We start from the raw sequence: 23,845 nt of genomic DNA on the forward strand, positions 1-23,845 counted from the left end.
GCCTCAGTACTGCGAGAATTCGACGGAGTCCAGGTTGTGTCGCTCCGTGCCGACGAGCGGCGGGTTGAAGATGCTGATCAGCTCGAGATCGGTGTCGGGCGCGGCGATCAGGAAGTGGGCGTCGTGCTCGTTCAACGCGTAGAGCACCCCGGGCCGCAGCTCCCAGGTCTGGGAGCCGTCCGCGGTCACCACCGAGCCCTGACCGCCGACGCACAGGCATGCCTCGAGATGGCGGCGGTACTCCAGCCGCGACTTGGTCCCGGCGCGTACGACCGTGTGGCACACAGTGAAGCCCATCTTGTCGGTCGTGAGCAGGTACCGGTAGCTGAGACCGTTGCCCCACTCCACGGGCTCGATCTCTTCCCTCGTGCGAACGATCATCAGTTTCAGTCCTCGTCCGGTCAGCCGATGGCGGCGTGGGTTCGGGCGGTGGTGACCAAGGCGGCCATGGCGTCGACCGACCGGAAGTTGTCCGGCGAGATGTCCAGGTCGTCCATGGGGATCCGGTAGTGCTCGCCGAGCCAGGCGATGAGCTGGAGCAGCCGCAGGCTGTCCACCACACCGGTGTCGAGCAGGTCGTAGCTGGAATCGAGTTCCTCGGGAGCGGTGCCCGGAAGGTACTCCGACACCACGTACCGGGTTATCTCGTCGGCGAGGCTCATATCAGCTCCCTCATCAGGTGGTCACAGACCCGACGGCGGTCGACCTTGCCGGTGGGTCCCACCGGCAGCGGTTCGGTGACCAGGCGGAAAATCTCGGGGATCGCCACCCGGGTGAGCCGGGCGGCGCAGTACGTGCGCAGGGCGAGGCCACTCGGGCCGTCGCCTCCGGTACGGACCACGGCGTACAGCCGGGTGCCGGCCGCCGGGTCGGGCAACGCGACGACGACCGCCTCGACGACCTGGTCGTGGGTCTGGATGACCCGCTCGATCTCCTCGAGGTTGACCCGTACGCCGCGGACCTTGACCTGGAAGTCGTTGCGACCGGCCAGGGTGAGCCGGCCGTCGGCGCCCCGGTGGACCAGATCCCCGGTGCGGTACCAGGTGCGCTCGCCCCGGTCGGTGACCCGGCGGAAGAACCGGTCCCCCGGGGCCTGGTCACCGAGGTAGGCGTCAGCCTGGAAGGGCGTGGCCACCACGAGCTCGCCCGTGCCGGGGCCGGTCAGCACCTGCCCCTGGTCGAGCAGTGCGACCTCCACCCCGGGGATGGGCCGGCCCAGGGGCAGCACGTCGTCCGTCGCGGCCTGTTCGGGGCCGAAGGTGTGCAGGAAGCTGTCGTTTGTCTCGGTGCACCCGTACACGTTGTGGAAGGTCGCCCGGGGAAACACGGCCGGCAGCGCGGCACGGACCCGGCGTGGGGTGTGGTCGCCGGTCAGCAGGACGTGCCGGACCTCCGGGAAGGCACTGCCGTCGCCCGCCTCGGTGAGCAGCCGGAACAACATCGGCACCGCCTGGACGACAGCCGGCCCGGCCTGCGCGAACAACTCCAGCAGGTAGCGAGGCTGGGCCGCCCGGGCCGGGTCGACCAGCACCACCTCGCCGCCGTGGCACAGGGTGGCCCACACGTCCAGCAGGCAGAGGTCGAAGTTGAGTGGCGCGTAGTTGAGCACCCGGGTGCCCGCGGTGATGCCGAACTGGCCGGCGGCCCAGTCGACGAACCGGCCCACGCCGGCGGCCGGCAGCGGGACGATCTTGGGCAGCCCGGTGGATCCGGAGGTCGTCAGCAGCAGACAGGTGCCCGGCGGGAGCGCGGGCGCCGTCCGGGCGACCGGGACCGGCCGGACCCGCAGGCCCCCGTCGTCGACCGCGAGGACCGCGGCGCACCCCGCCCGCTCGACGAGCGCGTCGAAGACCTGCGCACCCAGGTCGCTGGAGAGCAGCAGCACCGGCTGCCCGGCGGCGAGACAGGCCAGCACCGCCGCCACCGACTCCGGCGACTTGGTGGCGCGCACCGCCACCGGAGCCTCGCCCGTCGGCACGCCGGCCAGATAGGCGGACGCCTTCGCGGCCAGCTCGACCAACTCGGCGTAGCTGACCAGCCGGTCCCGCCAGCGCAACGCCGTCGCCGTGGGCGTCCGCTCAGCCTGCTCGTGGATGCGGGACGCGATGGAACCGTTCGACACCGCTTCCCCCTCTCGCATGTGCCGACCGGCAATCTCCCCCCGACCGACCCGACGCACCGATCTTCGAGTCCGCCGGGCAGATGTGCATCTTCCAAAATGCGCAGGGCCGCGGGTGCGCCGACGAGCCGCCCGACATCGGCGCGACATGCTGGTATTTCTTGACATCGATGGGATCCGTGCCCGGGGACACGGCGCCGGGTCGGCCGACCGGGCCGGGGCGGCACGGAGCCACCCACGCTACGCGGGGCACGACGGCGCGGGGCACGACGTGCGGGCGCGGACCGCCATGGGTGTCTATCAAGGACAGACGCCGAGGGGCCGGCCACCGATCGGTGCCGGCTCCTCACTCGACGGCCGACGGCGCGACGCCGCGGCGGGCGCCCGGTCGGGTCAGATATTCCTCACCGGTCACGAAGACCGCGAGGCCACGACGAGACGGCACGGCAGCGACGCCGAACACGTGACCAGCAAACAGCACGTCGGTCGTGCTGCGCGGACATCATCGGCTCGGCCTGTGCCGCACCACGAAAGCGGTCATCCTGCCAGGGCGGGACCATCATCCTCTCGACGCCCGTACCTCTCGGCCGCGCGCGCTTTCGCCTTGGCGGCCTCGATCTCCCGGTCGCGGGGCGGCGCCTTCGTCACGAGGCTGTCGAGGAGGGTCCGGGTGGCCTCCGCCACGACGCGGACCGCCTCCGCGAACGCCTCCTCGTTTGCCGCCGACGGCCGGGTCGCGCCGCTGACCTTGCGAACATATTGAAGGGCAGCGGCTTCGATCTCGTCGTCGGTCGCGGGTGGTTCGAAGTTGTGAAGCACGCGAATGTTCCGGCACATGCCTCCACCATGCCAGGCCGGGGCGACAATCGGCAGGCTTCGCTCCGCTCACCGAGCGCGTACGTCGCGCGTTGGCCGCCGCGTGCCGCCCCAGCCGGCCGGTCGGCGTGGTCAGAGGCCGGCGGCGGCGTCGTACCGGCGCCGCAGGTCGGCCATCTCCGATGCGGGCAACGCCTCCCTGAGTGCCAGTTCCTCGTACTTGTCGGGGAACATCTCCCGTAGCCGGTCGACGAACCTGACGCCGGCGGTCGCCTCGACCACCTTGATGCCGGGAGGCCGGGTGGTCATGTCCATGATCACCGGGCCGACGAGTTTGACCGCCCCGTCCCAATGGCGCTTCTGTTCGGCGACGCCGCAGAGGTGGAAGCCGTAGACCGTCTGGACGTCGGCCAACGTGGCGGCCCCGGTGGGCTCGTGGCCGTAGACATGGACTCCGCAGACGACCGCCGGCACGGCCTGCTCTCCGGTTGGCACCTGTGGGGTGTGCCCGGCGTGCTGGTGCTGTGCCGGGTCCGCCTGTTCGAGGGTCGTACGCATCCGGGTCAGGATCTCCTGGCGGAGAACTGCCGGGTCCGTCTTCGGGGTGGTCGAGGTGACCACGGCGGCCGCGCCGAGCGACGCGGCCAGCAGGCACACCTCGATCCACACGAAGCGGCTTCGGTACCAGCCGCTGACGCTCACCCGGGAAATCATGCTCGTTCCTCACCTCGTCGCGGTTCCTGATGGTGGCGGAGGGCGCCGGCGGTGGGGTGGTGCGGCACGCGCCACCCCACCGCAGACGCTGTTACCGAGCGGTGCAGGTGAGGTTGGGTGTGGAGTTGGTGCCGTTCCAGGAGGCGTTGAAGCCGAAGCTGGTGGTGGCGTTGGCGCTCAGGGAGCCGTTGTAGGCGACGTTCGACGCGGAGACCGACGAGCCGCTCGACGTGACCGTCGCGTTCCAGGAGTTGGTGATGCTCTGGCCGTTGGGCCACGTCCACGCCACCGTCCATCCGGAGATGGCGGCGTTGCCGGCCCGGACGGTGACTTCGGCGCCGAATCCACCGGACCACTCGTTCGTCTTGCGGAAGGTGGCGGTGCAGGCACCGTTCCCGGCCGGCGGCGGGGTCGTGGGCGGCGGAGTCGTCGGCGGCGGGGTGGTGGGCGGCGGCGTGGTGGGCGGCGGGGTCGTCGGCGGCGGGTTGCCGCCGCCACCGAAGATCACGTCACTGCAGAGGTAGTACGGCTGGTCGAGGTGGGACGCCTGCCAGATGGTGTAGACGACGTGCCGCCCGGTGCGGTTGCCCGCGTTCACCTGCGCCTCGTAGAGCCCGGTGGTCGGGTAGCTGCCGGTGCGCAGCACCAGTTCGAGGCTGTTCCAGGTGAGGGGCTGAGTGGTCGGGTCGAAACCCTGCTTGGTGATGTAGATCAACATGTAGTCGGCACCGTGCTTGGCACCGTCGGTCAGCGTCAGCGTGAAGTTGTTCGGCATCGGCTTCGCGGTCCACGCGCCGACCGCGTCGAGCGAGGCGTACAGGCCGTTCTGGGTGCGACCACCGCTGCACAGCTGCCCGTCCGGCACCGCGGCCTGGTGATTACCGCCGACGTTCTCGCGGTACAGGCCGTTCCAGTTCCACATCGTGTTCGGGTTGGCCTGCCACGCCTGCCAGCACATCGGGTCGGTCTGCGCCATCGTGGGGTTGAGGTGGTCGGCACCCCAGCGCTCGTAACATCCGTAGTTGCGTGACGGCGGGTTGGTGACCGATCCGTGCGCCGAGGCCGGACCGGCCTGGTTGACCACGACCATCGTGAACGAGGCGACGAGAACTGCGACCGCGGCCAGTCCCAGACGGCGTGCTGTCCGTGAGATTCTCATGATGCTCCAGTGGATGCGCCGACGCCCAGTGGCCCTCGCTGGGTGCCCACCCCGGAGAAGGACGCCGATCGATTCAAGCCGCCCACCAGGTGGACGGCACTGCTGCCCAGCAGCGCTTGGCGACTCCCAGCCACGATCTTAGTAAAGACAGCCGTCAATGTAAATCGATACCGACGTATCGGTCAGACCGCGAGGGCCGCGCGCACCTCCCGCTCCGCCGTCACTCCCCCGTCGCCGTGCGAGGTGACCCGGCCGGATTCGAGGACGTGGTAGCGGTTCGCCACCCGCAGCGCGAACCCGAGGTGCTGCTCGACGAGCAGCGCGCTGAAGCCGGACTGCCGGGTCAGCTCGACGATCCGCTCCTGGATCTCGGCGACCACCGACGGCTGGATGCCCTCGGTCGGCTCGTCGAGCATGAGCAGCCGCGGCCGGGTGATCAACGCGCGGGCGATGGCGAGTTGCTGACGCTGACCACCGGAGAGCAGCCCGGCGCGCCGCCGCAGCAGCGGACGCAGCGCCGGGAACAGGTCCAGCACCTCCGCTGTCGCCTCCGCGCCGTCGCGCCGGCCGTCGGCGACGAGGCGCAGGTTCTCCGCCGCCGTCAGGTGCGGGAAGCACTGCTGGCCCTGCGGGACGTACGCCATGCCACGCGCCACCCGCTCGTGCGGCGCGAGACGGGTGACGTCCTCGCCGTCCAGCTCGACGGTGCCGGCGGTCGGGCGCAGCAGGCCTGCCGCGACCCGCAACAGGGTGCTCTTCCCGGCGCCGTTGTGCCCGAGCACCGCGGCCACCCCGTCGGGCGGGACGGCGAGGTCCACGCCGTGCAGCACCCGGGAACGCCCGTATCCGGCGTGCACCCCACGCAGGGTCAGCATCATGCCTCCAGACCGCTGGGGACCGACCCGGCGTCGACCGGGTGGCCGAGGTAGACCTCCTGCACGCGCGGGTCCGCCTGGACCTGCGCCACAGTGCCCTCGCTGAGCACCCTCCCCGCGTGCAGCACTGTGACGCTGCGCGCGAAGCGACGCAGGAAGTCCATGTCGTGCTCGATCACCACCACCGTGCGATCCCGGCTCACCGTCTCCAGCAGGGCGCCCGTGGCGTCGCGCTCCTCGTGGCTCATCCCGGCGACCGGCTCGTCGAGCAACAGCAGCCGCGCGTCCTGCACCAGCAGCATGCCGATCTCCAACCACTGTTTCTGGCCGTGCGCGAGCGTGCCGGCGAGCTGGTCGGCGCGGCCGGTCAACCCGATGGTCTCCAGCGCGGCCGCCACCTCGTCGGGGATCCCCCGCCGACGCCGGGCCAGGGTGGCCCAGCCGCGGCGGGCGCCCGCAGCGATGTCGAGGTTCTGCACGACCGACAGCTCCTCGAAGATCGTCGACGTCTGGAACGTCCGGCCGATGCCGAGCCGGCTGATCCGGTGCACCGGGCGACCCAGCAGCTCCTGGTCGCCGAAGCGCACCGAGCCGGTGGCCCGCACCAGACCGGTGATCGCGTCGACCACTGTGGTCTTGCCGGCGCCGTTCGGCCCGATCAGGAACCGGATGTCACCGGCGGGAACCTCCAGCGAGACGCCCTCGACGGCGGTGAAGCCGTCGAAGCTGACCCGCACGTCACGGACGGACAGCCCGTCCAGCCGGTCGTCGCTCATCGGTGCGCCTCCGCCCGCTCGGCGCGGCGGCGGGCCAGCGCCCACAGCGACGCCAGGCCGCCGGGAAGGAACGCCACCACCACCACGAAGAGCAGACCCTGCAGGTACGTCCAGGTGCCCGGGAAACGTTCGGACAGGGCGGTACGCGCCCAGGCGACCGCCACCGCGCCGAGCACCGGCCCGAGCAGCGTGGCCCGGCCGCCCACCGCCACACCGATGACGAACTCGATCGACGGGACGATGCCGATGAGGGCGGGCGAGATGATGCCCACCGCCGGCACGAACAGTGCCCCGGCGAGGCCCGCCATACCCGCCGCCACCACGTACGCGACGAGCTTGACCGACGCCGGGTCGTAGCCGAGGAAACGGACCCGCTCCTCGCTGTCACGTACCGCCACGAGCAGTTCCCCGTAGCGGCTGTGGATGAGCTGGCGGGCCAGCGCGAGCAGCGCGAGCAGGACGCCGGCGATGATGAAGTAGACCATCCGCTGGTTGACCGGGTCGTCCAGGTCGTAGCCGAAGAAGCCCTGGATGTCGGTGAGCCCGTTGGTGCCACCAGTGGTCCCCTGCTGGCCGATCAGCAGGATCACCATGGCGGCGGCGAGAGCCTGGCTGAGGATCGCGAAGTACGCGCCCCGCACCCGGCGGCGGAACACCAGTGAGCCGAGCCCGAAGGCGACTGCCATCGGCAGCAGAACCGTGGCCGGCAGCGCGAACCACGGGCTGGCGAACGGCCGCCACCAGACTGGCAGTTCGTCGAGCTGCCCGTACAGCTGCATGAAGTCGGGCATCCCACCGGGACCCGCGTCGGCGAGCTTGAGGTGCATGGCCATCGCGTAGCCGCCCAGGCCGAAGAAGACGCCCTGGCCGAGGGTGAGCATGCCGCCGCGCCCCCAGGCGATGCCGATGCCGACGGCCACCATGGCGACGCAGAGGTACTTGGCGAGCAGGGCCAGCCGGAAGTCCGACAGCGCCAGCGGCGCGACGGCGAACAGCAGCGCCGCGCCGAACGCGAACCCCGCCGCCGCACGCAGCCGGGACCGGCCACCCGGCCGGCTCGGAGGCGCGATGCCGGCCGGGGCCGGTGCGCCGGCGGTGCTCGGCGGCGCGGGTGTCACGGCGGTCATGCGAGGCTCCTGGTCCGCAGGGTGAACAGGCCCTGTGGCCGCCACTGGAGGAACGCGACGATCGCCACGAAGACGATCACCTTGGCGACGCTGAGGGTCGTGAGGTACTCCCCGGTGGCCTGGAGGACCCCGAGGGCGAAGGCGACGATCACGCTGCCCTTCAGCTGACCGATCCCGCCGACCACGACGACCAGGAAGGCGTCGATGATCAGGTTGGTGCCCATGGTCGGGCCGATCGGGCCGAGAAGGGTGAGCGCCACCCCGGCGAGCCCGGCCAGGCCCGAGCCGAGGAAGAAGGTCGTCCGGTCGACCCGGGCGGTGGGGACGCCGGACACCGCGGCGAGGTCGCGGTTCTGCACCACCGCGCGGATCCGACGCCCGAGCGGGGTGAGCCGCAGCGCCAGGGTGAGGGCGGCGACCGCGGCCAGGGCCAGGGCCAGGATGAACAGCCGGTTGTTGGCGACCGTCAGCCCGCCGGGCACCGCCACGTTGCCGGTGAGCAGGTCCGGCGCGCGGGTCTGCACGTTCGGACTGCCGAAGATGTCCCGGGCGAGCTGTTGCAGCATCAGGGACACGCCCCAGGTGACCAGCAGGGTGTCCAGCGGACGGGCGTAGAGCCGGCGGATCAGCAGGATCTCCAGCAGCACCCCCATCGTGCCGGCGACCGCGAACGCCACCGGCAGCGCGACCAGCAGCGACAGGCCGGCGCCGGTGATGCTCTGTTGCAGCACGTACGTGGTGTAGGCGCCGGCCATGATGAACTCGCCGTGCGCCATGTTGATGACGTTCATCTGGCCGAAGGTCAGCGCCAGCCCGAGCGCGATGAGCAGCAGCACCGCGCCGATGCTGATGCCGGTGAAGAGTTGACCGAAGAGGACTGTCACGGTGGGTACTCCCGTACTGCTGGTCGAGGGACCCGGGCGGGGCGCGGCGTCGCGGTGCCCGCCCGGGGCCGGCGTCGTCAGCTCAGGCCGCTCGCCCACGGATAGGTCTTGAGGTACGGGTCCGGCGCGATCGGCTTGCCGGAGTTCCACACCTCGCTGATCAGGCCGTCCGCGCCGACCTTGCCGATGCGGGCGGTCTTGGCGATGTGCTGGGTCTTGCCGTCGACGGTGACCAGGCCCTCCGGCGCGTCGAAGGTGATTCCGTCGGAGGCGCCGCGGACCTTCTCGACGTCGAACGCGCCGGCCTTCTCGACCATCGCCTTCCACAGGTAGACGCTGACGTAGGCGGCCTCCATCGGGTCGCTCGTCGGCTTGTCCGCGCCGTACTTCGCCTTGTACGCGGCCACGAACTTGCCGTTCGCCGTGCCGGGCGTGGTCTGGTAGTAGTTCCAGGCGGTCAGCTGACCCTCCAGGTACTGGGTGCCGATGCTCTTGACCTCCTCCTCGGCGATGGACACCGACACCACAGGCATCGCGGCGGCGGTCAGCCCGGCCGACTTGTACTCCTTGAAGAACGCCACGTTGCTGTCGCCGTTCAGGGTGTTGAAGACCGCCTTCGCGCCGGATGACTTGACCTTGTTGACGATCGTGCCGAATTCGGTGGACCCGAGCGGCGCGTAATCCTCGCCGACCACCGTCATGCCGTTCGCCGCCGCGTACGCCTTGATGATTTTGTTCGCCGTTCGCGGGAAGACGTAGTCGCTGCCGACCAGGTAGACCGATTTCGTTCCCTGAGCCTTGAGATAGTCGAGCCCGGGAACGATCTGCTGGTTGGTCGTCGCGCCCGTGTAGAAGATGTAGGGCGACTGTTCCAGCCCCTCGTACTGCACCGGGTAGAACAGCAGCGCCTTGTTCTTCTCGAACACCGGCTTGACCGCCTTGCGGCTGGCCGACGTCCAGCAGCCGAAAACGGCTGCGACCCGGTCCTCGGAGATGAGCTTCTCGGCCTTCTCCGCGAAGGTGGGCCAGTCCGAGGCGCCGTCCTCCCCGACCGGCTGGATCTTCTTGCCGAGGACGCCGCCGGCCGCGTTGATCTCCTCGACGGCGAGCATGATGGAGTCGCGGACGGTGACCTCGCTGATCGCCATGGTGCCGGAGAGCGAGTTGAGCAGGCCCACCTTGACGGTGTCGCCGGAGACGTCGGCGGTGACGCCGGCCGCGCCGCCCGCGTCACTGGTCTTGCTGCCGCACGCGGTCATGGCCGCCGCGGCGACGAGGGTCATGGCACCCGCCAGGATGCGGCGGCCCCGAAGAAGTGGCATCTAATCTCCCTGCGGTGCACTCAAGTAGCGAAAGGACGGTCGGTGCGGTCCGGTGGAGTTGGCGATGCCGAGGTCGACGGGTGGACGTCGCCTGTGGTCATCGCATCGGATACGGGCACGCAAAGCGTTGACCGGCATGATTGCGCGGAGGTTTCCCAGTCCTTAATTGACTGTTTCCCGGGCACCCGGAGAGAACGCGTGCGAGAACGGCTGACACCGCCCCACGGGAAACGGTGTCAGCCGTGATTATTTCGCCGAAGAATTGCGCCACCACAATGGCCGGCGGACAGATTCCGCCGACGGTGGACAGGCATTCGCGGTATCCGCCCCGGAGGTAGATACTTCACGCAGGAAGCATCTTAGGGCCGGGCCGGGTGGACGTGTCAAGGGTCGATACCTGACGGTCAGATCTGGGCGAGCACTGTGAAGTCGAGACCGTCGGCCTCGGCGAGGTAGATCCGCTGGCGCACGTGCCGTCGACGCAGCTCCAGCCGACCTCGCGGCCCGTGGTACGCCACCGTGTCGGCAGCCGTCTCGATCGCCCGTACGTCGAGGGTGCGGGCCTGCCCGATCAGGGCGGCGAGCAGCATCACGCCCTCGTAGCAGGACTCCCCCAGGCTGCCCAGCGGCGGCGCCTCCACCCCGAACCGGCGGGCGAACTCGCCGTGGAAGTCGAGGTTCTCCTGCGTCACGAGGCCGGCGAAGAAACCCGCCGTGCTGTAGAGCCGCCGCGTCGCGCCCGCCCCGCTGGCCAGCAGCATGTTCTCGTCCATCAGGGTACTGAGCCGCAGGCAGCGCTGGTCCATCGCGGCGCGCGCGAACGCCCTGTTGAACCGCACCGCGTCCGCACCGACGAGCAGCATCACCACGGCGTCGGCCGCGCTGCGCTCGATCCGGCGCAACACGTCGTCGAAGTCGTGCGTCTCCAACGGCAGGAACGCCTGCCCCACCACGCGGCCACCGCCGCGCAGCGCGTACCGCTGGGCCGCCCGCGCGGTACGCCGGGGCCACACGTAGTCGTTGCCGACCACGAACCAGCGGCGCACGCCCTGCTCCCCCGCGAGCAGCCGCATCGCGGGCCACAGCTGGGCGTCCGGCGTCTCGCTGGTCAGATAGACCCCCTCGGTACGCTCACCGCCCTCGTACAGTGCGGTGTAGACGTACGGCACGCGGTGCGCGACCCGGGGCGCGAGCGCCTGCCGCACCGAGGAGATGTGCCAACCGGTCACGCCCTGCACGGCGCCCACCGACACCAGCGCCTCCACCTGGGCGGCCACCTCGGCCGGCGGGGCCCCACCGTCGACCGGCACCAGCCGCACCTCGCGGCCCAGCACCCCGCCGGCGGCGTTTATCTCCTCGACCGCGAGCTGGGCGCAGAGTTCGCAGGTCGGGCCGAACATCCCCGCCGGCCCGCGCATCGGGTAGACCAGCGCGATGCTGACCACGGCCCGATCGACGGTGAGCCACGGCGGTGCCGGCGCGGACATGAGCCCATGATTGCCCGGCCGACGTGGGAAAACCATAGCTCTCCACGGACCGGGACGAGTCGCTACCATGGCAGGGCCACCGGCCCAGGGAGTCCCATGTCAGACGTGCCCGGGGCGCCAGCCGATCTGCTGCGCTCGCTCACCCGTGCCGAACGGCTGCTCTCCCGCCGGCTGGCCGCCGTTCTGGCCGACGACGACCTGACCGCCGAGGCGTGGCGGGTGCTCTGCCTGCTGGCCGACGGTCAGGGCCATCCGATGAGCGAGGTGTCCGCCGAGGCGTCGTTGCCGCCGGGGACCCTCACCAAGCTGGTCGACCAGCTCGTCGACCGTAACCTGGTGTTCCGGCGGATCGACCCGCTGGACCGCCGGCGTATCCGGGCCTACCTGACCGCCCGGGGCCGCCGCGAGCACGCCCGCCTCGACGAGCGGGTCCGGGCCAGCCTCGCCGAGGCGGGCGTACCGGCCGACACCGCCCTGCTCGACCACCTCACCGACCTGATCGCCCGGCTCGACCCGGCCGGTCGCCGCGACGACGCCGAGGCGGCCGGCCTTCGCCGTTGACCCCCGCCTCACTCCACCTCGGTGAGCAGCGGCTCACCTTCGAGGTGGGCGCGCAGCGTGTGCGCGTCGGCAGCGGTGGCGGTCCACAGTGTTGCCGGGCCACCCGCCAGGGGCAGCCGGGCGACGGTGCCCTCGACCGTCGCGGGATCGTGGGGCAGCGACGGGTCCACCACCAGCAGCGACCCGGTGGCCGACGCGCCGCCGAGCACCGCGGGGCCGGCCCAGCCGGGCGCGCCCGGTCCCACTGCGAGCGACTGACGCAGCAGCGGCCGGCCGTCGTAGTCGACCCGGGTGTGGACGACCGCGCCGCCCGGCGTTTCGCCGTACCGGCCGCAGATCACCTCGTCGCGCCAGGTCAGCCTCGCCCCCGCGGCCAGCTCCACCTGGGACTCGGCGAGGTGGGCGCAGCCGGCGGCCGCGACCAGTTGCTCGGGCAGCCAGTGCAGTACGCCGCCGTCGCGCACCACGGCGCGGACCGCCATCCGCGACACGACGCCGGGCCGGCCGGGCAGGGCGACCGAGGCGGCGACGGTGTGCAGCCGTACTGCCGCCCCCGGTCCCACGTCGATCTCCAGCCGCAGGTCGTCGCCGGCGAGCGGGCCGGCCGCACCGCCGACGACGTACACGGTCACGCCACGACCGCCGCCGGGCGTCTGCCGCAGCAGCAGCGGCGTCTCACCGCGCAGCTCGGCGAGGACCGTGCCGCCCCGGCCGTCGGCCCGGGCCACCAGCCGGGCGTACGCGCGCATCAGGCCGGGCCGACCCGCGCGGCGGTCGGGTGCACTGCCGCGTGGTGGGCGAGTTCGTGGCGGACCCAGTCGGCGACCCGCCCCGCCGTCGGGTCGCCGACGATCGACAGGAACACGGTCGGCAGGTCGCCGCGCCGGGCCCGCGCGTCCCGGTCCATGACGGCCAGGTCCGCGCCCACCATCGGGGCCAGGTCGGTCTTGTTGATCACGAGCAGGTCGGCGGACGTCACCCCCGGTCCGCCCTTGCGCGGCACCTTGTCCCCGCCGGCCACGTCGACCACGAATATCTGCCGGTCCACCAGGCCCCGGCTGAACGTGGCGGTCAGGTTGTCCCCGCCGCTCTCGACCAGCACCAGGTCCAGCGGGCCGACCGCCTCGGCCAGCTCGTCCACGGCGTCGAGGTTGGCCCCGATGTCGTCCCGGATGGCGGTGTGCGGGCAGCAACCGGTCTCCACGGCGCGGATCCGGGCCGGGTCCAGCACGCCGGCCCGCTTGAGGAAGTCGGCGTCCTCGGTCGTGTAGATGTCGTTTGTGACCACGCCGAGTCGCAGCTCGCCGGCGAACGCCCGGCACAGGGCCGCCACCAGGGCGGTCTTGCCGGATCCGACCGGCCCGCCGATGCCGACGCGCAGCGCCCGGCCGGCTCGCGCCAGCGGCGGATGCGGGTCCACCCCCGGTTCGGGGTGGGTGTGCGGAACGGTCTCGTCGTGCGGGGCAGGATGCTGGCCGGCAGTGGGCGCAGCGGTCGGCACAGCGGTGTCAGGACGCAAAGAGACGCACCTCCCAGGTGGCATGAGCTTCGGCATGGATGTCGGCGAGGGGCGCGGCTGCCGCGGGCAGCCGCTCGGGCGGGTCGTCGGCGGCCCGGGCCGCCGCGGCGGCGGTGCCGTCGCACAGGCCGGCGAGACCGACCAGCAGGGACTGGACCCGGTACGGGTCGAGGCCGAGCAGGCGTACGGCCGCACTGGCCGCACCGGTCACCGTCCCGTGCACGGCGACAGTGGCGGTCTCGGCGCGGCTCAGGCCGGCGGCGGCGCAGAGCAGCCCGAGCACCAACGGCTGGTGCGCTCCGCCAGGTGTGGAGGGCAGGTCGTCGAAGGACGCCTCCGGCCAGACGGCCCGGCCCGCGCGCAGCAGAGCCCGTCCCTGGCGACGGGACACGGTGCGCAGCGCCGGTGCCGCCGTCCGGGCGTCCAGCTCCGCGTCGAGCAACACCAGCGCGGAACCGCGTACGGCGGAACCGGCCGACGTCACCGCCCGGTGCGCCGCCGCCGCGAACGCCGCGCCGACCAGCCCGGCGGTGGCCAGCCGGCCGGCCAGGAACGCCTCCAACGTGGCCAGGTCGGTGACCCGGCCGGCGGCGACGGCCGCCTCCAGGCCGTTGGAGTGGGCGTGCGCGCCGGCCGGGAATCGACCGTCGGCCAGCAGGAGCAGACTCGACGTCGCCATCAGAACAGGAAGTACCGCTGGGCCATCGGCAGGCGTGGCACCGGTTCCGGCTCCACCACCTGACCGTCGATCCGCACGGTGAAGGTGTCCGGGTCCACCTCGATCCGGGGCATCGCGTCGTTCTCCGGCAGGTCGGCCTTGCCCCGCGAGCGCACGTCCGCCACGGGCACCACCCGCCGCCGCACGTCGAGGCGCAACCCGGCGTCGAGGGCGGCCGGCGCGACGAACGCCAGGCTGGTGGCAGACGCCGCGGCGCCGTACGCCCCGAACATCGGGCGCGGCAGCACCGGCTGCGGCGTCGGGATGGACGCGTTGGCGTCACCCATCTGGGCGTACGCGATCATGCCGCCCTTGAGCACCAGGTGCGGGCGTACGCCGAAGAACGCCGGATCCCACAGCACCAGGTCGGCCAGCTTGCCCGGCTCGACCGAGCCGATCTCCCGGTCCAGTCCGTTCGCCATCGCCGCGCAGATGGTGTACTTCGCCACGTACCGGCGGGCCCGGTGGTTGTCGGCCGCGCCGTCGCCCGGCAGCGCGCCGACCCGCTCCTTCATGACGTGCGCGCTCTGCCAGGTTCGCAGGATCACCTCGCCCACGCGGCCCATCGCCTGGGCGTCGGAGCCGATGATGGAGATCGCGCCGAGGTCGTGCAGCAGGTCCTCGGCGGCCATCGTGGACGGCCGGATGCGGCTCTCCGCGAAGGCCAGGTCCTCCGGCACGGACGGGTTGAGATGGTGGCAGACCATCAGCATGTCCAGGTGCTCGGCGAGGGTGTTGGCGGTGTACGGCCGGGTCGGGTTGGTCGACGACGGCAGCACGTTGGGCTCGCCGGCCACCGTGATGATGTCCGGCGCGTGCCCGCCTCCCGCGCCCTCGGTGTGGTACGAGTGGATGGCCCGGCCGGCGATCGCCCGCAGCGTGTCGGCCACGAAGCCGGCCTCGTTGAGGGTGTCGGTGTGGATGGACACCTGCACCCCGGAGGCGTCCGCCACCCGCAGGCAGGCGTCGATCGCCGCCGGTGTGGTGCCCCAGTCCTCGTGCAGCTTGAAACCGCCCGCGCCGGCGCGCAACTGCTCCCACAGCGCCTCCGGAGAGACGGTGTTGCCCTTGCCGAGCAGCAGCACGTTTACCGGCAGCGTGTCCAGCGCCTCGTGCATGCGGGCCAGGTGCCAGGCGTTCGGGGTGACAGTCGTCGCCCGGGTGCCCTCGGCGGGGCCGGTGCCGCCGCCGACGAGTGTGGTGACGCCGCTGGCCAGCGCCTCGGTGACGATCTCCGGGCAGATGAAGTGCACGTGCGTGTCGACGGCGCCCGCCGTGAGGATCCGGCCGTTGCCGGCGATGACCTCGGTGGCCGGGCCGATGACCAGCTCGGGGTGGACGCCGGGCATGGTGTCCGGGTTGCCGGCCCGGCCCAGCGCCACGATCCGCCCGTCGCGCAGACCCACGTCGGCCTTGACCACGCCCCAGTGGTCGAGCACCACCGCGCCGGTGATGACGGTGTCGAGGGCGCCCTCCGCGCGGGTGGCCCGTGACTGGCCCATCGACTCGCGGATCACCTTCCCGCCGCCGAATACCGCCTCGTCGCCGCCCACGCAGTGGTCGGTCTCCACCTCGATCAGGAGGCTCGTGTCGGCCAGCCGGATGCGGTCGCCGGTGGTCGGCCCGTACAGGTCGATGTAGCGGTCCCGCCGTACGGCGCTCACCGCGCCGGCCCGTCGGTCGTCGGCGCTTCCGTTCCCGGGGCGGTCGGTGGCGCCTCGTCCAGCGGTCCGGCGCACTCGCCGCGGAGACCGGGCACGACGCGTGCGCCGCCGAGCGGGACCAGCTCGACGGTGCGGCTCACGCCCGGCTCGAACCGGACGGAGGTACCCGCCGCAACGGCGAGACGCTGACCCCAGGCGACGTCTCGGTCGAACATCAGGGCCGGGTTGGCCTCGGCGAAGTGGTAGTGCGAGCCGACCTGCACCGGACGGTCGGCGGTGTTTACCACGACCACTGTGGTCACCGGCCGACCCACGTTGATCTCGACCGGGCCGGCCGCCGGCAGGATCTCCCCCGGGATCACGGGATCGGGTGGTGCACCGTCACGAGCTTGGTACCGTCCGGGAAAGTCGCCTCCACCTGCACCTCCCTCAGCATCTCGGGGATGCCGTCCTGGACGTCCTCGCGGCCGAGCACCGTCCGGCCGGCGGACATGAGGTCGACCACCGACCGTCCGTCGCGGGCCCCTTCCAGCAGGAAGGCGACGATGATCGCGACGGCCTCGGGATAGTTGAGTCGCAGGCCGCGCTCGCGGCGGCGGCGAGCGACGTCGGCCGCGACGTGGACGAGCAGGCGGTCCTGCTCGTGCGGGCTGAGGAACACGGGATTCTCCGGTGGGGATCGGCGTGGCCCGCTCGCCGTCGGCTCCGCGCGGAGCCACACCGGGCAGCACCACCCGGAGTACGAGCTGGGAGTCACACGACCGCCGCGACGCCGCCGACGGGGTGGCCCGGGACTCCACCGTCCCGGCCCGCGCGACGAGCACCCGGCGGTGTCGGTCGGATGCGGACCGCACCGCCCACCGCTTGAGCAGACCGTAGAGGATCGTCACCGGCGGGGGCAACAGGTTCTGGCACGTTCGCGCCGCGCGCCGTGTGGCCGTCGATCCCGGTGCCGCCCGATTTCGGCGACGCACCCGAGTTCGACTTCCGGGTCGGTGCGCCCGATACGCGGTTGTTCCCGTACGCGGCCTGGCGCCGGCTCCTGGGCAACCAGTTCCGGCCGACGGCCGTCGGCACCGGGATGCCTGTCGAGCCGGCCGGCCACTTCCGACTGCGTACCCTCATCGCCCGTCATCTGGGCACGGCCCGGAGCATCAGGGCGAATCCGCGGGATGTGCTGATGACCTGCGGCGTGCAGCAGGCGCTCGACCTGGTCGGGCGGGTGCTGCTCGAACCTGGCGCCACGGCGGCGATCGAGAATCCCGGCTATGAACCTGCGAAACTCGTATGGGAAGCCCAGGGCGTCCGGGTCACCGGCGTCCCGGTCGACGAGGAGGGCCTGATCGTCGACGCGCTGCCCGCGAACGCACGGCTCGTCTATGTGACGCCGTCCCACCAGTACCCGACCGGCGTGGCGCTGTCGCTGCGGCGGCGCGTCGAGCTGCTCGCGTGGGCCCGGCGGCATGACGCGGCCATCGTCGAGGACGACTACGACAGCGAGTTCCGCTACACCAGACAGCAGCTGGAACCATTGCACAGCCTCGACCGCAGCGGCCGGGTCCTCTACGTCGGATCGTTCTCCAAGGTCCTGCTGCCCACGCTGCGACTGGGTTTCCTGATCCATCCGCCGTCGCTACGCCACGCCCTGCACGCCGCCAAATTCGTCACCGACTGGCACACCAACCTGCCCCTGCAGGCTGCCATGGCGGATTTCCTCGAGCAGGGCATGTTCACGCGGCACCTGCGGCGGGTCCGCCGGGTGTACCGGCAGCGCCACGAACGCATCGCGGCTGCGCTCGCCGGCCCGCTGTCGGCGTACCTCAGGGTCGTGCCGTCGGCGGCCGGCCTGCACCTGAGCGCGATGGTGCGGGGGGCCACCGCCGCCGATGCGCTCGTCCGGGCCCGGACTGCCGGCGTCGTCGTGGCGAGCTTTCCGGAAATCGCCGCCGCGGCACCCGATCCGCCGGGAGTGATCTTCGGGTACGGCATGATCGACGCGCACCGCATCGACGAAGGGATGGCCCGACTACATCACTGTTTGGCCGCCGGCTAGACCCCCGGCCGCGACCTCGCCCAGGCACAGGTGTGACGCTCGAGGCAGGCCCGGTTGCGGGTCGGTGACAGCGGCTCCGGCAACAGCGACCGCGAACAGCAGCACGATCCAGAGCGGCACGGCGCCGACGTCGCGCGGTTCGGGTCAGGTGGAGCCGCGGACGACAAGCGTCGTCGGCAACACGGTCGGCTTGGGCGGGTCGTCGCCGCCGTGCAGCATGGCGACCAGCGCCTCGGCGGCGGCCGTGCCGAAGCCGGGCTTGTTCTGGGCGACGGTGCTGAGCCCGGGCGGGATCAGCGCGGCCACCTCGATGTCGTCGAAACCGACAATCGCGATGTCGTCGGGGATCCGTAGGCCGGCCGCCTGGGCCGCCCGCATCGCGCCGACAGCCATCTCGTCACCGGCGACGAACACTGCGGTGGGGCGGTCGTCGAGGGCGAGCAGCCGGTTCATCGCGGCGTGACCGCCGTCGAGATAGAAGTCTCCCTCGATGACGTGGCTGTCGGCGAGCGGCAGGCCGGCCCCGGCCAGCGCGGCCCGGAAGCCGACGAGCCGTTCGGCTCCCGGCCAGGTTCGCAGCGGGCCGGTGATGGTGGCGATGCGCCGGTGGCCGCGTTCGACGAGGTGGCGCACGGCGAGCGCCGCGCCGCCGGCATTGTCCGAGGTGATGTAGGTCGACGCCGGGCCGTCGACCCGCAGGTCGAGAGCGACGCACGGCACCTGGGCTTCGACGAGGGCGAGCACGGCTGGGTCCCGGGTGCCGTTGTCGATGATGACGGCGCCGTCGAGGTTGTGCTGGCGGACGGCGCGCACGTATCGCTGCCCGTCGTCGGGCCCCGCCGCGTCGTGGCCGGCGAGCATGAGCAGGTTCAGCCCGTGCGCGCTGAGCGCCGTTTTGAGCGCGACGAGGATCTCCTGCAGGAATGGGTGGCGCCATCCAGGGCGGCGATGGTCGGTGTCCCACACCAGGCCCACCATGTTGGATTTCTTCGTGGCGAGCGTCCGGGCCGACCCGTTCGGCAGGTAGCCGATCTCGGCGGCCAGGTCGAGGATGCGCTGGCGGGTGTGCTGGCTGACGACCTCGGGGGTGTTGAAGACGCGGGACACGGTGGCGACGGACACGCCGGAGCGGCGCGCCAGCTCCCTGATAGTGGTCAATGTGGTGCCTTCTCTGTAACCGGTTTCACGACCGTAGCGCCAGCGATGTCCGCCGGTCAACCCGCATCGACCGTTATCGTTTCGTAACTTGACACCCCCTAGCCGAACCCGTTCACACTTCCCAGGAAAGGCGCTCGCTGGCGGTCGCCCGCAACTCGGCCGGATCCGATCTTCATCCAATTCCACCCACCCCTACCACCATCGCTTCGCCGACAATGTAACCGGTTTCAGGTAACCGGTTACATCGCACGAAAGGGTTCCCTCACATGCACCCAAACCGACTGTTGCGACTGGCGGCGGCCACCCTGGCCGCCGGAGTACTGCTGACCGCGTGTGGCACCGGCACCGAGGGAGGCTCCGGCGGCGGCAACGAAAAGATCACCCTGAATGTCAACCTGTTCGGCAACTTCGGGTACCAGGACCTGTACGCCGAGTACCAGAAGGCGCATCCGAACATCACGATCCAGGAGCGCACGGCCGCCTACAACGACCATCATCGCGACCTGATCACCCACCTGGCCACCGGCTCCGGCGCGGGCGACATCGAGGGCGTCGACACGGGCTTCATCGCGCAGATGCGCGAGCGGGGCAACCTCTTCGTGGACCTGGGCAAGGACCGCCAGTCCGAGTACCTCGACTGGAAGTGGGCGGCGTCGCTGGCCAAGGACGGCAAGCAGATCGGGTACGGCACCGACGTCGGCGGCCTGGCCATCTGCTATCGGCGTGACCTGTTCGAGAAGGCCGGCATGCCGTTCGACCGCGACCAGGTGTCGGCCGCCTGGGGCAGCGGCTGGGACCAGTACATCGAGTTCGGCAAGCGGTACGCGGCGAAGGCCCCGGCCGGCAGCGCCTTCTTCGATGGCGGAGGCCAACTGTTCAACGCCATCATCGGCCAGGCCCCGGTCGGGTACTACAACGAGGACAACGCCATCGTCGTGGGCACCAGCCCCGATGTCCGAAAGGCCTGGGACCTGACGGTGAAGGCGATCCAGAGCAACCTGTCGGCCAAGCTGATCGGCAGCTCGCAGGAGTGGAACAACGGCTTCGCGAAGGACCAGTTCGCCACCATCGCGTGTCCGGCCTGGATGATGACCAAGATCAAGGACCAGGCGAAGCACGCCGCCGGCAAGTGGGACGTGGCGAGCGTGCCGGGCGGCGGCGGCAACTGGGGCGGCTCGTACCTCACCGTTCCCAAGCAGGGCAAGCACGTCGAGGAGGCCAAGAAGCTCGCGGCGTGGCTGACCGCCCCGGAACAGCAGGCCAAGGTGTTCACCGCGCGGGGCAACCTGCCGTCCATCCCGGCTCTGTACGACAAGCCCGACATTGCCCAGTACAAGGACGCCTTCTTCAACAACGCACCGGTGGGCCAGCTCTTCACCACCGCGGCAAAGCAACTCAAGCCCCAGTACCAGGGCCCGCGAGCCGGAGACGTGCAGACCACCATCCGCGACGCCCTCGTCCGCATCGAACAGGGCAAGCAGAGCTCCGACGAGTCCTGGAAGCAGATGGTCAGCGACGTCGAGCGCCTCGCCAAGTAACTCGACCCGCGCCGCCGGCGGTCGCCCCTGACCGCCGGCGGCCCCCGGCGACGAAGGATCGACGATGGCCACCTACCTCCACCAGGCCCGGCGGGCCGGCCTGAGCCGGCTCGACACCAAGGGCTCGCCCTACCTCTACATCCTGCCGTTCTTCCTGCTGTTCGCCGCGTTCGGGCTGTTCCCGCTGCTGTACACGGCGTACGTCTCGTTCAATGACTGGGACCTGCTCGACTCCGGGTCGCACCGCTGGGTCGGCCTCGCGAACTACCGCGAGATGCTGCAGGACGCGTACTTCTGGAACGCCCTGGGCAACACACTCAGCATCTGGGTGCTGTCCACCGTGCCGCAACTGCTCGCCGCGCTCTGGATCGCCCACCTGCTCAACCACCGGCTGCGGGCCCGCACCGCGCTACGGATGGGCGTGCTGCTGCCCAACGTCACCTCGATCGTGGCGGTGACGATCGTCTTCACCCAGCTGTTCGGCCGCGACTTCGGCATGGTCAACTGGGCGCTCGGCCTCGTCGGCATCGGCCCGATCGACTGGCAGGCCAACACCTGGAGCTCCCACCTGGCCATCTCGTTCATCGTCGCCTGGCGGTGGACCGGCTACAACGCCCTCATCTACCTCGCCTCGATGCAGGCGATCCCGCACCACCTGTACGAGGCCGCCGACCTCGACGGTGCGTCGCAGGGTCAGCAGTTCAGGCGGATCACCGTCCCGATGCTGCGGCCGACGATCATCTTCACCACGGTGATCTCGACGATCGGCGGCCTGCAGATCATGGCCGAACCCCTGCTGTTCGCCAGCTCCCAGACGCCCACCGGCGGCTCCGACCGGCAGTTCCAGACCGTCGCCCTGTTCATGTACGAGCAGGGGTTCCGGGAGTTCCGCTTCGGCTACGCCTCGGCGGTCGCGTGGACGCTCTGTCTGGTCATCGCCATCTTCGCGATCATCAACTTCCTGCTCACCCGGCGCATCGCCAAGGACGAGGACTGAGGAGGATGCCGTGACCACCCTCGCGGACCCCACACAGACCGGCACCACACCCTCGCCGCCGCAACGCCGGTCCCACCGGCGCCGGAGCTTCGGGTATCCACGCAAGGGCTCGGTCTGGAGCTACGGCGCCCTGCTGGCGGTCGTGGCCGGGTCGGTCTTCCCGCTCTACTGGTCCATCGTCGTGTCCTCGCAGACCAGCGAAGCCGTCACGAAGGTGCCGCCGGCCCTGGTGCCCGGCGGGCACCTCTTCGACAACATCGCGCGCGTGTTCGACACGACCGACTTCGGCCGGGCCCTGGTGAACTCCTTCATCGTCAGCGGCTCGATCACCGTCTCCGTGGTGTTCTTCTCGACCCTGGCCGGGTTCGCCTTCGCCAAACTGCGGTTCCGAGGCCGAAAGGCGCTTCTCGTCGTGGCCATCGCGACCTCGATGGTGCCGCACCAGCTCGGCATCATCCCGCTGTACATCCTGATGGCCGACCTCGGCTGGACCGGGCGCCTCACCGCCGTGATCGTGCCCGGGCTGGTAACCGCGTTCGGCGTCTTCTTCATGACCCAGTACCTCGGCCGCGCCGTGCCCGACGAACTGCTGGAGGCCGGCCGCGTCGACGGCTCCAGCACGTTCGGCCTGTACTGGCACATCGTCCTGCCGGCGGCCCGCCCCGCCGCGGCGGTGCTCGGGCTGTTCACCTTCATGCAGGCGTGGAACGACTTCTTCTGGCCGCTGGTCGTGCTGCAGAACAACGCGACCGTGCAGGTGGCGCTCTCCGCACTGGCCAGCGGCTACACCACCGACTACACCCTGACGCTGACCGGCACGTTGCTCGCCACGCTGCCGATCCTCGTCGTCTTCATGCTCCTCGGCCGGCACCTCGTCGACGGCATCATGCAGGGGGCGGTGAAGGGATGACCACCACGTCCGAAGGCGCCGCCGCGCCCGCAGCCCGGCCGGACCTGCCCGAGCTGCCGGACCTGCCGGCCGGCTTCATCTGGGGCGCGGCCACAGCGGCGTACCAGATCGAGGGGGCGGTCGACGAGGACGGCCGCGGGCCGTCGATCTGGGACACCTTCTGCCGCCGCCCCGGTGCCGTCGACGACGGCACCTCCGGCTCGGTCGCCTGCGACAGCTACCACCGCTGGCGGGAGGACGTGGACCTGCTGGCCGGCCTCGGCGTGGATGCCTACCGTTTCTCGGTCGCCTGGCCACGGGTCATGCCGGCCGGGCGGGGCGCGGTGAACCGGCGGGGCCTCGACTACTACGACCGGCTCGTCGACGCCCTGTGCGGGCACGGCATCCGGCCGTTCGTCACGCTGTACCACTGGGATCTGCCCCAGGCGCTCGAGGACGAGGGTGGCTGGCGGGTACGGGACACCGCCGAGTGGTTCGCCGAGTACGCCGCCGCGGTGGCGGGCGTCCTCGGTGACCGGGTCCAGGACTGGATCACGCTGAACGAGCCGTACTGCTCGTCGATGGTCGGCTACGCGGAGGGCCGGCACGCTCCCGGCACCGCCGAAGGACATGGTGCTCTGGCCGCCGCCCACCACCTGCTGCTCGGGCACGGCAGGGCGGTCGCCGCAGTCCGGTCCGCCGCCGGCCCGCGGTCGCGCGTCGGCATCACGCTCAACCTCTCCCCCGCCGTGCCGGCCAGCGATACCGAGGCCGACCGGGCGGCGGCGGAACGGCAGGACCTCATGCTCAACCGGCAGTTCACGGATCCGGTGCTGGGCGGCGCGTACCCGCCCGGGTTCGAGCGGCTCTACGCCGGGGTGAGCGATCTGTCGTTTCGCCGGGACGGTGACCTGGCGGTGATCTCCACGCCGCTGGACTTCCTCGGTGTCAACTACTACTACCGGGTGCACGTCGCCGACGCCCCGTACGAGCAGCCCGACCCGGCGCTGCGCAGCGCGTTCGACATCGGGGTCCGGCAGCTACGGCCGGACGGGTTGCCCACCACCGACCTGGGCTGGCCGGTGGAGCCGCAAGGGCTGTTCGACACCCTGACCGGGCTCGCGGACCGTTACCCGGGCCTGCCTGCCGTGTACGTGACGGAAAACGGCTGCGCCGACCTGCGGGACGGACCCGAGCCGGACCCGGAACGGATCTCGTTCGTAGCCGGGCACCTGGCGGCGGCGGCCCGTGCGGCCGCCGTCGACGACCGGCTCGATCTGCGGGGGTACTTCTACTGGTCGCTCATCGACAACTTCGAGTGGGCCCGCGGGTACGGGCCCCGCTTCGGTCTGGCCCACGTCGACTACGGCACCGGATCCCGTACGCCCAAGGCCAGCTACCACTGGCTGCGTGACCGCTTGCGGGCGTGGCGGAAACGCACCTCCACCTGAAGCGCCGCCCGCGGCTTG

The 23,845-nt window shown here is 71.2% G+C and carries 25 protein-coding genes; 6 read left to right on the forward strand and 19 right to left on the reverse strand.

Annotated features, from left to right (window positions below):
- Nucleotides 1-3 precede the first annotated feature (3 nt).
- From AB0B20_RS04780 to AB0B20_RS04835, 12 genes are all read right to left on the reverse strand, one after another.
- Complete coding sequence (locus AB0B20_RS04780) at nt 4-381, reverse strand: ectoine synthase (protein WP_357386683.1); 378 nt, start codon at nt 379-381, stop codon at nt 4-6.
- A gap of 20 nt (nt 382-401) precedes the next feature.
- The gene (locus tag AB0B20_RS04785; RefSeq protein WP_357386681.1) at nt 402-662 is read right to left on the reverse strand and encodes a phosphopantetheine-binding protein; all 261 of its coding nucleotides are present in this window, start codon (nt 660-662) and stop codon (nt 402-404) included.
- Nucleotides 659-2,122: an AMP-binding protein gene (locus AB0B20_RS04790; RefSeq protein WP_357468138.1), complete on the reverse strand. Its 1,464-nt coding sequence runs from the start codon at nt 2,120-2,122 to the stop codon at nt 659-661. The genes AB0B20_RS04785 and AB0B20_RS04790 overlap by 4 nt, the downstream gene beginning before the upstream one ends.
- A 534-nt stretch (nt 2,123-2,656) precedes the next feature.
- Nucleotides 2,657-2,956 (reverse strand): DUF2277 domain-containing protein, encoded by a 300-nt coding sequence (locus tag AB0B20_RS04795; RefSeq protein ID WP_357386678.1) that lies wholly within the window; start codon nt 2,954-2,956, stop codon nt 2,657-2,659.
- Between the two features lie 111 nt (nt 2,957-3,067).
- The gene (locus tag AB0B20_RS04800) at nt 3,068-3,649 is read right to left on the reverse strand and encodes a hypothetical protein (RefSeq protein WP_357468141.1); all 582 of its coding nucleotides are present in this window, start codon (nt 3,647-3,649) and stop codon (nt 3,068-3,070) included.
- Nucleotides 3,650-3,740: 91 nt separating this feature from the next.
- Nucleotides 3,741-4,808, reverse strand: a complete 1,068-nt coding sequence (locus AB0B20_RS04805; RefSeq protein ID WP_357386674.1) for a lytic polysaccharide monooxygenase — start codon at nt 4,806-4,808, stop codon at nt 3,741-3,743.
- A gap of 182 nt (nt 4,809-4,990) precedes the next feature.
- Nucleotides 4,991-5,683 carry an urea ABC transporter ATP-binding subunit UrtE gene (urtE, locus tag AB0B20_RS04810; RefSeq protein ID WP_357468146.1) on the reverse strand — a complete coding sequence of 231 codons (693 nt, stop codon included), beginning with the start codon at nt 5,681-5,683 and terminating at the stop codon, nt 4,991-4,993.
- Nucleotides 5,683-6,459, reverse strand: a complete 777-nt coding sequence (gene urtD / locus AB0B20_RS04815; RefSeq protein ID WP_357386670.1) for an urea ABC transporter ATP-binding protein UrtD — start codon at nt 6,457-6,459, stop codon at nt 5,683-5,685. The genes urtE and urtD overlap by 1 nt, the downstream gene beginning before the upstream one ends.
- Entirely contained in the window at nt 6,456-7,586 is a 1,131-nt protein-coding gene (gene urtC / locus AB0B20_RS04820; RefSeq protein ID WP_357386668.1) for an urea ABC transporter permease subunit UrtC, read from the reverse strand. The genes urtD and urtC overlap by 4 nt, the downstream gene beginning before the upstream one ends.
- Nucleotides 7,583-8,470 carry an urea ABC transporter permease subunit UrtB gene (gene urtB, locus AB0B20_RS04825; RefSeq protein ID WP_357386666.1) on the reverse strand — a complete coding sequence of 296 codons (888 nt, stop codon included), beginning with the start codon at nt 8,468-8,470 and terminating at the stop codon, nt 7,583-7,585. The genes urtC and urtB overlap by 4 nt, the downstream gene beginning before the upstream one ends.
- Nucleotides 8,471-8,547: 77 nt before the next feature.
- Complete coding sequence (gene urtA, locus AB0B20_RS04830) at nt 8,548-9,792, reverse strand: urea ABC transporter substrate-binding protein (protein WP_357386664.1); 1,245 nt, start codon at nt 9,790-9,792, stop codon at nt 8,548-8,550.
- 404 nt (nt 9,793-10,196) lie between these two features.
- Entirely contained in the window at nt 10,197-11,279 is a 1,083-nt protein-coding gene (locus AB0B20_RS04835; protein ID WP_357386662.1) for a substrate-binding domain-containing protein, read from the reverse strand.
- 96 nt (nt 11,280-11,375) lie between these two features.
- Between AB0B20_RS04835 and AB0B20_RS04840 the strand changes: the two genes are divergently transcribed.
- On the forward strand, nt 11,376-11,840 hold the full coding sequence (locus AB0B20_RS04840) for a MarR family transcriptional regulator (RefSeq protein ID WP_357386660.1): 465 nt from the start codon (nt 11,376-11,378) through the stop codon (nt 11,838-11,840).
- 8 nt (nt 11,841-11,848) lie between these two features.
- Here AB0B20_RS04840 and AB0B20_RS04845 read toward each other — a convergent pair whose 3' ends face one another.
- Genes AB0B20_RS04845 through AB0B20_RS04870 form a run of 6 tightly spaced genes read right to left on the reverse strand, consistent with a single transcriptional unit; the run spans nt 11,849 to nt 16,402 of the window.
- Nucleotides 11,849-12,589, reverse strand: a complete 741-nt coding sequence (locus AB0B20_RS04845; RefSeq protein ID WP_357468150.1) for an urease accessory protein UreD — start codon at nt 12,587-12,589, stop codon at nt 11,849-11,851.
- Nucleotides 12,589-13,359: an urease accessory protein UreG gene (gene ureG / locus AB0B20_RS04850; RefSeq protein WP_357386656.1), complete on the reverse strand. Its 771-nt coding sequence runs from the start codon at nt 13,357-13,359 to the stop codon at nt 12,589-12,591. Before ureG ends, AB0B20_RS04845 begins: the two co-directional genes overlap by 1 nt.
- Entirely contained in the window at nt 13,349-14,038 is a 690-nt protein-coding gene (locus AB0B20_RS04855) for an urease accessory UreF family protein (protein WP_357468153.1), read from the reverse strand. The genes ureG and AB0B20_RS04855 overlap by 11 nt, the downstream gene beginning before the upstream one ends.
- Complete coding sequence (locus AB0B20_RS04860) at nt 14,038-15,741, reverse strand: urease subunit alpha (RefSeq protein ID WP_357468156.1); 1,704 nt, start codon at nt 15,739-15,741, stop codon at nt 14,038-14,040. The genes AB0B20_RS04855 and AB0B20_RS04860 overlap by 1 nt, the downstream gene beginning before the upstream one ends.
- Entirely contained in the window at nt 15,738-16,103 is a 366-nt protein-coding gene (locus tag AB0B20_RS04865; RefSeq protein WP_357468159.1) for an urease subunit beta, read from the reverse strand. The genes AB0B20_RS04860 and AB0B20_RS04865 overlap by 4 nt, the downstream gene beginning before the upstream one ends.
- Nucleotides 16,100-16,402 (reverse strand): urease subunit gamma, encoded by a 303-nt coding sequence (locus AB0B20_RS04870; protein WP_073827834.1) that lies wholly within the window; start codon nt 16,400-16,402, stop codon nt 16,100-16,102. Before AB0B20_RS04870 ends, AB0B20_RS04865 begins: the two co-directional genes overlap by 4 nt.
- A gap of 270 nt (nt 16,403-16,672) precedes the next feature.
- On the opposite strand from AB0B20_RS04870, the gene AB0B20_RS04875 reads away from it, so the two are divergent.
- The gene (locus AB0B20_RS04875; RefSeq protein WP_357468162.1) at nt 16,673-17,794 is read left to right on the forward strand and encodes a PLP-dependent aminotransferase family protein; all 1,122 of its coding nucleotides are present in this window, start codon (nt 16,673-16,675) and stop codon (nt 17,792-17,794) included.
- Between the two features lie 144 nt (nt 17,795-17,938).
- Here the strand turns inward: AB0B20_RS04875 and AB0B20_RS04880 are convergent, their stop codons facing one another.
- Nucleotides 17,939-18,952 carry a LacI family DNA-binding transcriptional regulator gene (locus AB0B20_RS04880; RefSeq protein ID WP_357386646.1) on the reverse strand — a complete coding sequence of 338 codons (1,014 nt, stop codon included), beginning with the start codon at nt 18,950-18,952 and terminating at the stop codon, nt 17,939-17,941.
- A 266-nt stretch (nt 18,953-19,218) separates the two neighbouring features.
- On the opposite strand from AB0B20_RS04880, the gene AB0B20_RS04885 reads away from it, so the two are divergent.
- The 4 genes from AB0B20_RS04885 to AB0B20_RS04900 all read left to right on the forward strand — a co-directional run bounded on the left by AB0B20_RS04885 (nt 19,219) and on the right by AB0B20_RS04900 (nt 23,827).
- Entirely contained in the window at nt 19,219-20,490 is a 1,272-nt protein-coding gene (locus tag AB0B20_RS04885; protein WP_357468167.1) for an ABC transporter substrate-binding protein, read from the forward strand.
- A gap of 64 nt (nt 20,491-20,554) precedes the next feature.
- Nucleotides 20,555-21,487, forward strand: a complete 933-nt coding sequence (locus tag AB0B20_RS04890; RefSeq protein WP_357386642.1) for a sugar ABC transporter permease — start codon at nt 20,555-20,557, stop codon at nt 21,485-21,487.
- Between the two features lie 130 nt (nt 21,488-21,617).
- Nucleotides 21,618-22,397, forward strand: coding sequence for a carbohydrate ABC transporter permease (locus AB0B20_RS04895; RefSeq protein ID WP_357386747.1), 780 nt, complete (start codon nt 21,618-21,620; stop codon nt 22,395-22,397).
- Nucleotides 22,394-23,827 (forward strand): GH1 family beta-glucosidase, encoded by a 1,434-nt coding sequence (locus tag AB0B20_RS04900; protein ID WP_357468170.1) that lies wholly within the window; start codon nt 22,394-22,396, stop codon nt 23,825-23,827. Before AB0B20_RS04895 ends, AB0B20_RS04900 begins: the two co-directional genes overlap by 4 nt.
- The last annotated feature ends 18 nt before the right edge of the window (nt 23,828-23,845 follow it).

It is taken from the genome of Micromonospora sp. NPDC049151 (assembly GCF_040648395.1).
Taxonomy (GTDB): domain Bacteria; phylum Actinomycetota; class Actinomycetes; order Mycobacteriales; family Micromonosporaceae; genus Micromonospora.

What these genes read in the sequence shown, in the direction of transcription:
- AB0B20_RS04800 (WP_357468141.1), bottom strand. Translation starts at nt 3,649, where the DNA reads ATGATTTCCCGGGTGAGCGTCAGCGGCTGGTACCGAAGCCGCTTCGTG.
- urtC (WP_357386668.1), bottom strand. Translation starts at nt 7,586, where the DNA reads ATGACCGCCGTGACACCCGCGCCGCCGAGCACCGCCGGCGCACCGGCC.
- AB0B20_RS04900 (WP_357468170.1), top strand. Translation starts at nt 22,394, where the DNA reads ATGACCACCACGTCCGAAGGCGCCGCCGCGCCCGCAGCCCGGCCGGAC.
- AB0B20_RS04835 (WP_357386662.1), bottom strand. Translation starts at nt 11,279, where the DNA reads ATGTCCGCGCCGGCACCGCCGTGGCTCACCGTCGATCGGGCCGTGGTC.
- urtD (WP_357386670.1), bottom strand. Translation starts at nt 6,459, where the DNA reads ATGAGCGACGACCGGCTGGACGGGCTGTCCGTCCGTGACGTGCGGGTC.
- AB0B20_RS04840 (WP_357386660.1), top strand. Translation starts at nt 11,376, where the DNA reads ATGTCAGACGTGCCCGGGGCGCCAGCCGATCTGCTGCGCTCGCTCACC.
- AB0B20_RS04805 (WP_357386674.1), bottom strand. Translation starts at nt 4,808, where the DNA reads ATGAGAATCTCACGGACAGCACGCCGTCTGGGACTGGCCGCGGTCGCA.
- AB0B20_RS04780 (WP_357386683.1), bottom strand. Translation starts at nt 381, where the DNA reads ATGATCGTTCGCACGAGGGAAGAGATCGAGCCCGTGGAGTGGGGCAAC.
- urtA (WP_357386664.1), bottom strand. Translation starts at nt 9,792, where the DNA reads ATGCCACTTCTTCGGGGCCGCCGCATCCTGGCGGGTGCCATGACCCTC.
- AB0B20_RS04795 (WP_357386678.1), bottom strand. Translation starts at nt 2,956, where the DNA reads ATGTGCCGGAACATTCGCGTGCTTCACAACTTCGAACCACCCGCGACC.
- AB0B20_RS04855 (WP_357468153.1), bottom strand. Translation starts at nt 14,038, where the DNA reads ATGGCGACGTCGAGTCTGCTCCTGCTGGCCGACGGTCGATTCCCGGCC.
- urtE (WP_357468146.1), bottom strand. Translation starts at nt 5,683, where the DNA reads ATGCTGACCCTGCGTGGGGTGCACGCCGGATACGGGCGTTCCCGGGTG.
- AB0B20_RS04890 (WP_357386642.1), top strand. Translation starts at nt 20,555, where the DNA reads ATGGCCACCTACCTCCACCAGGCCCGGCGGGCCGGCCTGAGCCGGCTC.
- AB0B20_RS04785 (WP_357386681.1), bottom strand. Translation starts at nt 662, where the DNA reads ATGAGCCTCGCCGACGAGATAACCCGGTACGTGGTGTCGGAGTACCTT.
- AB0B20_RS04845 (WP_357468150.1), bottom strand. Translation starts at nt 12,589, where the DNA reads ATGCGCGCGTACGCCCGGCTGGTGGCCCGGGCCGACGGCCGGGGCGGC.
- AB0B20_RS04885 (WP_357468167.1), top strand. Translation starts at nt 19,219, where the DNA reads ATGCACCCAAACCGACTGTTGCGACTGGCGGCGGCCACCCTGGCCGCC.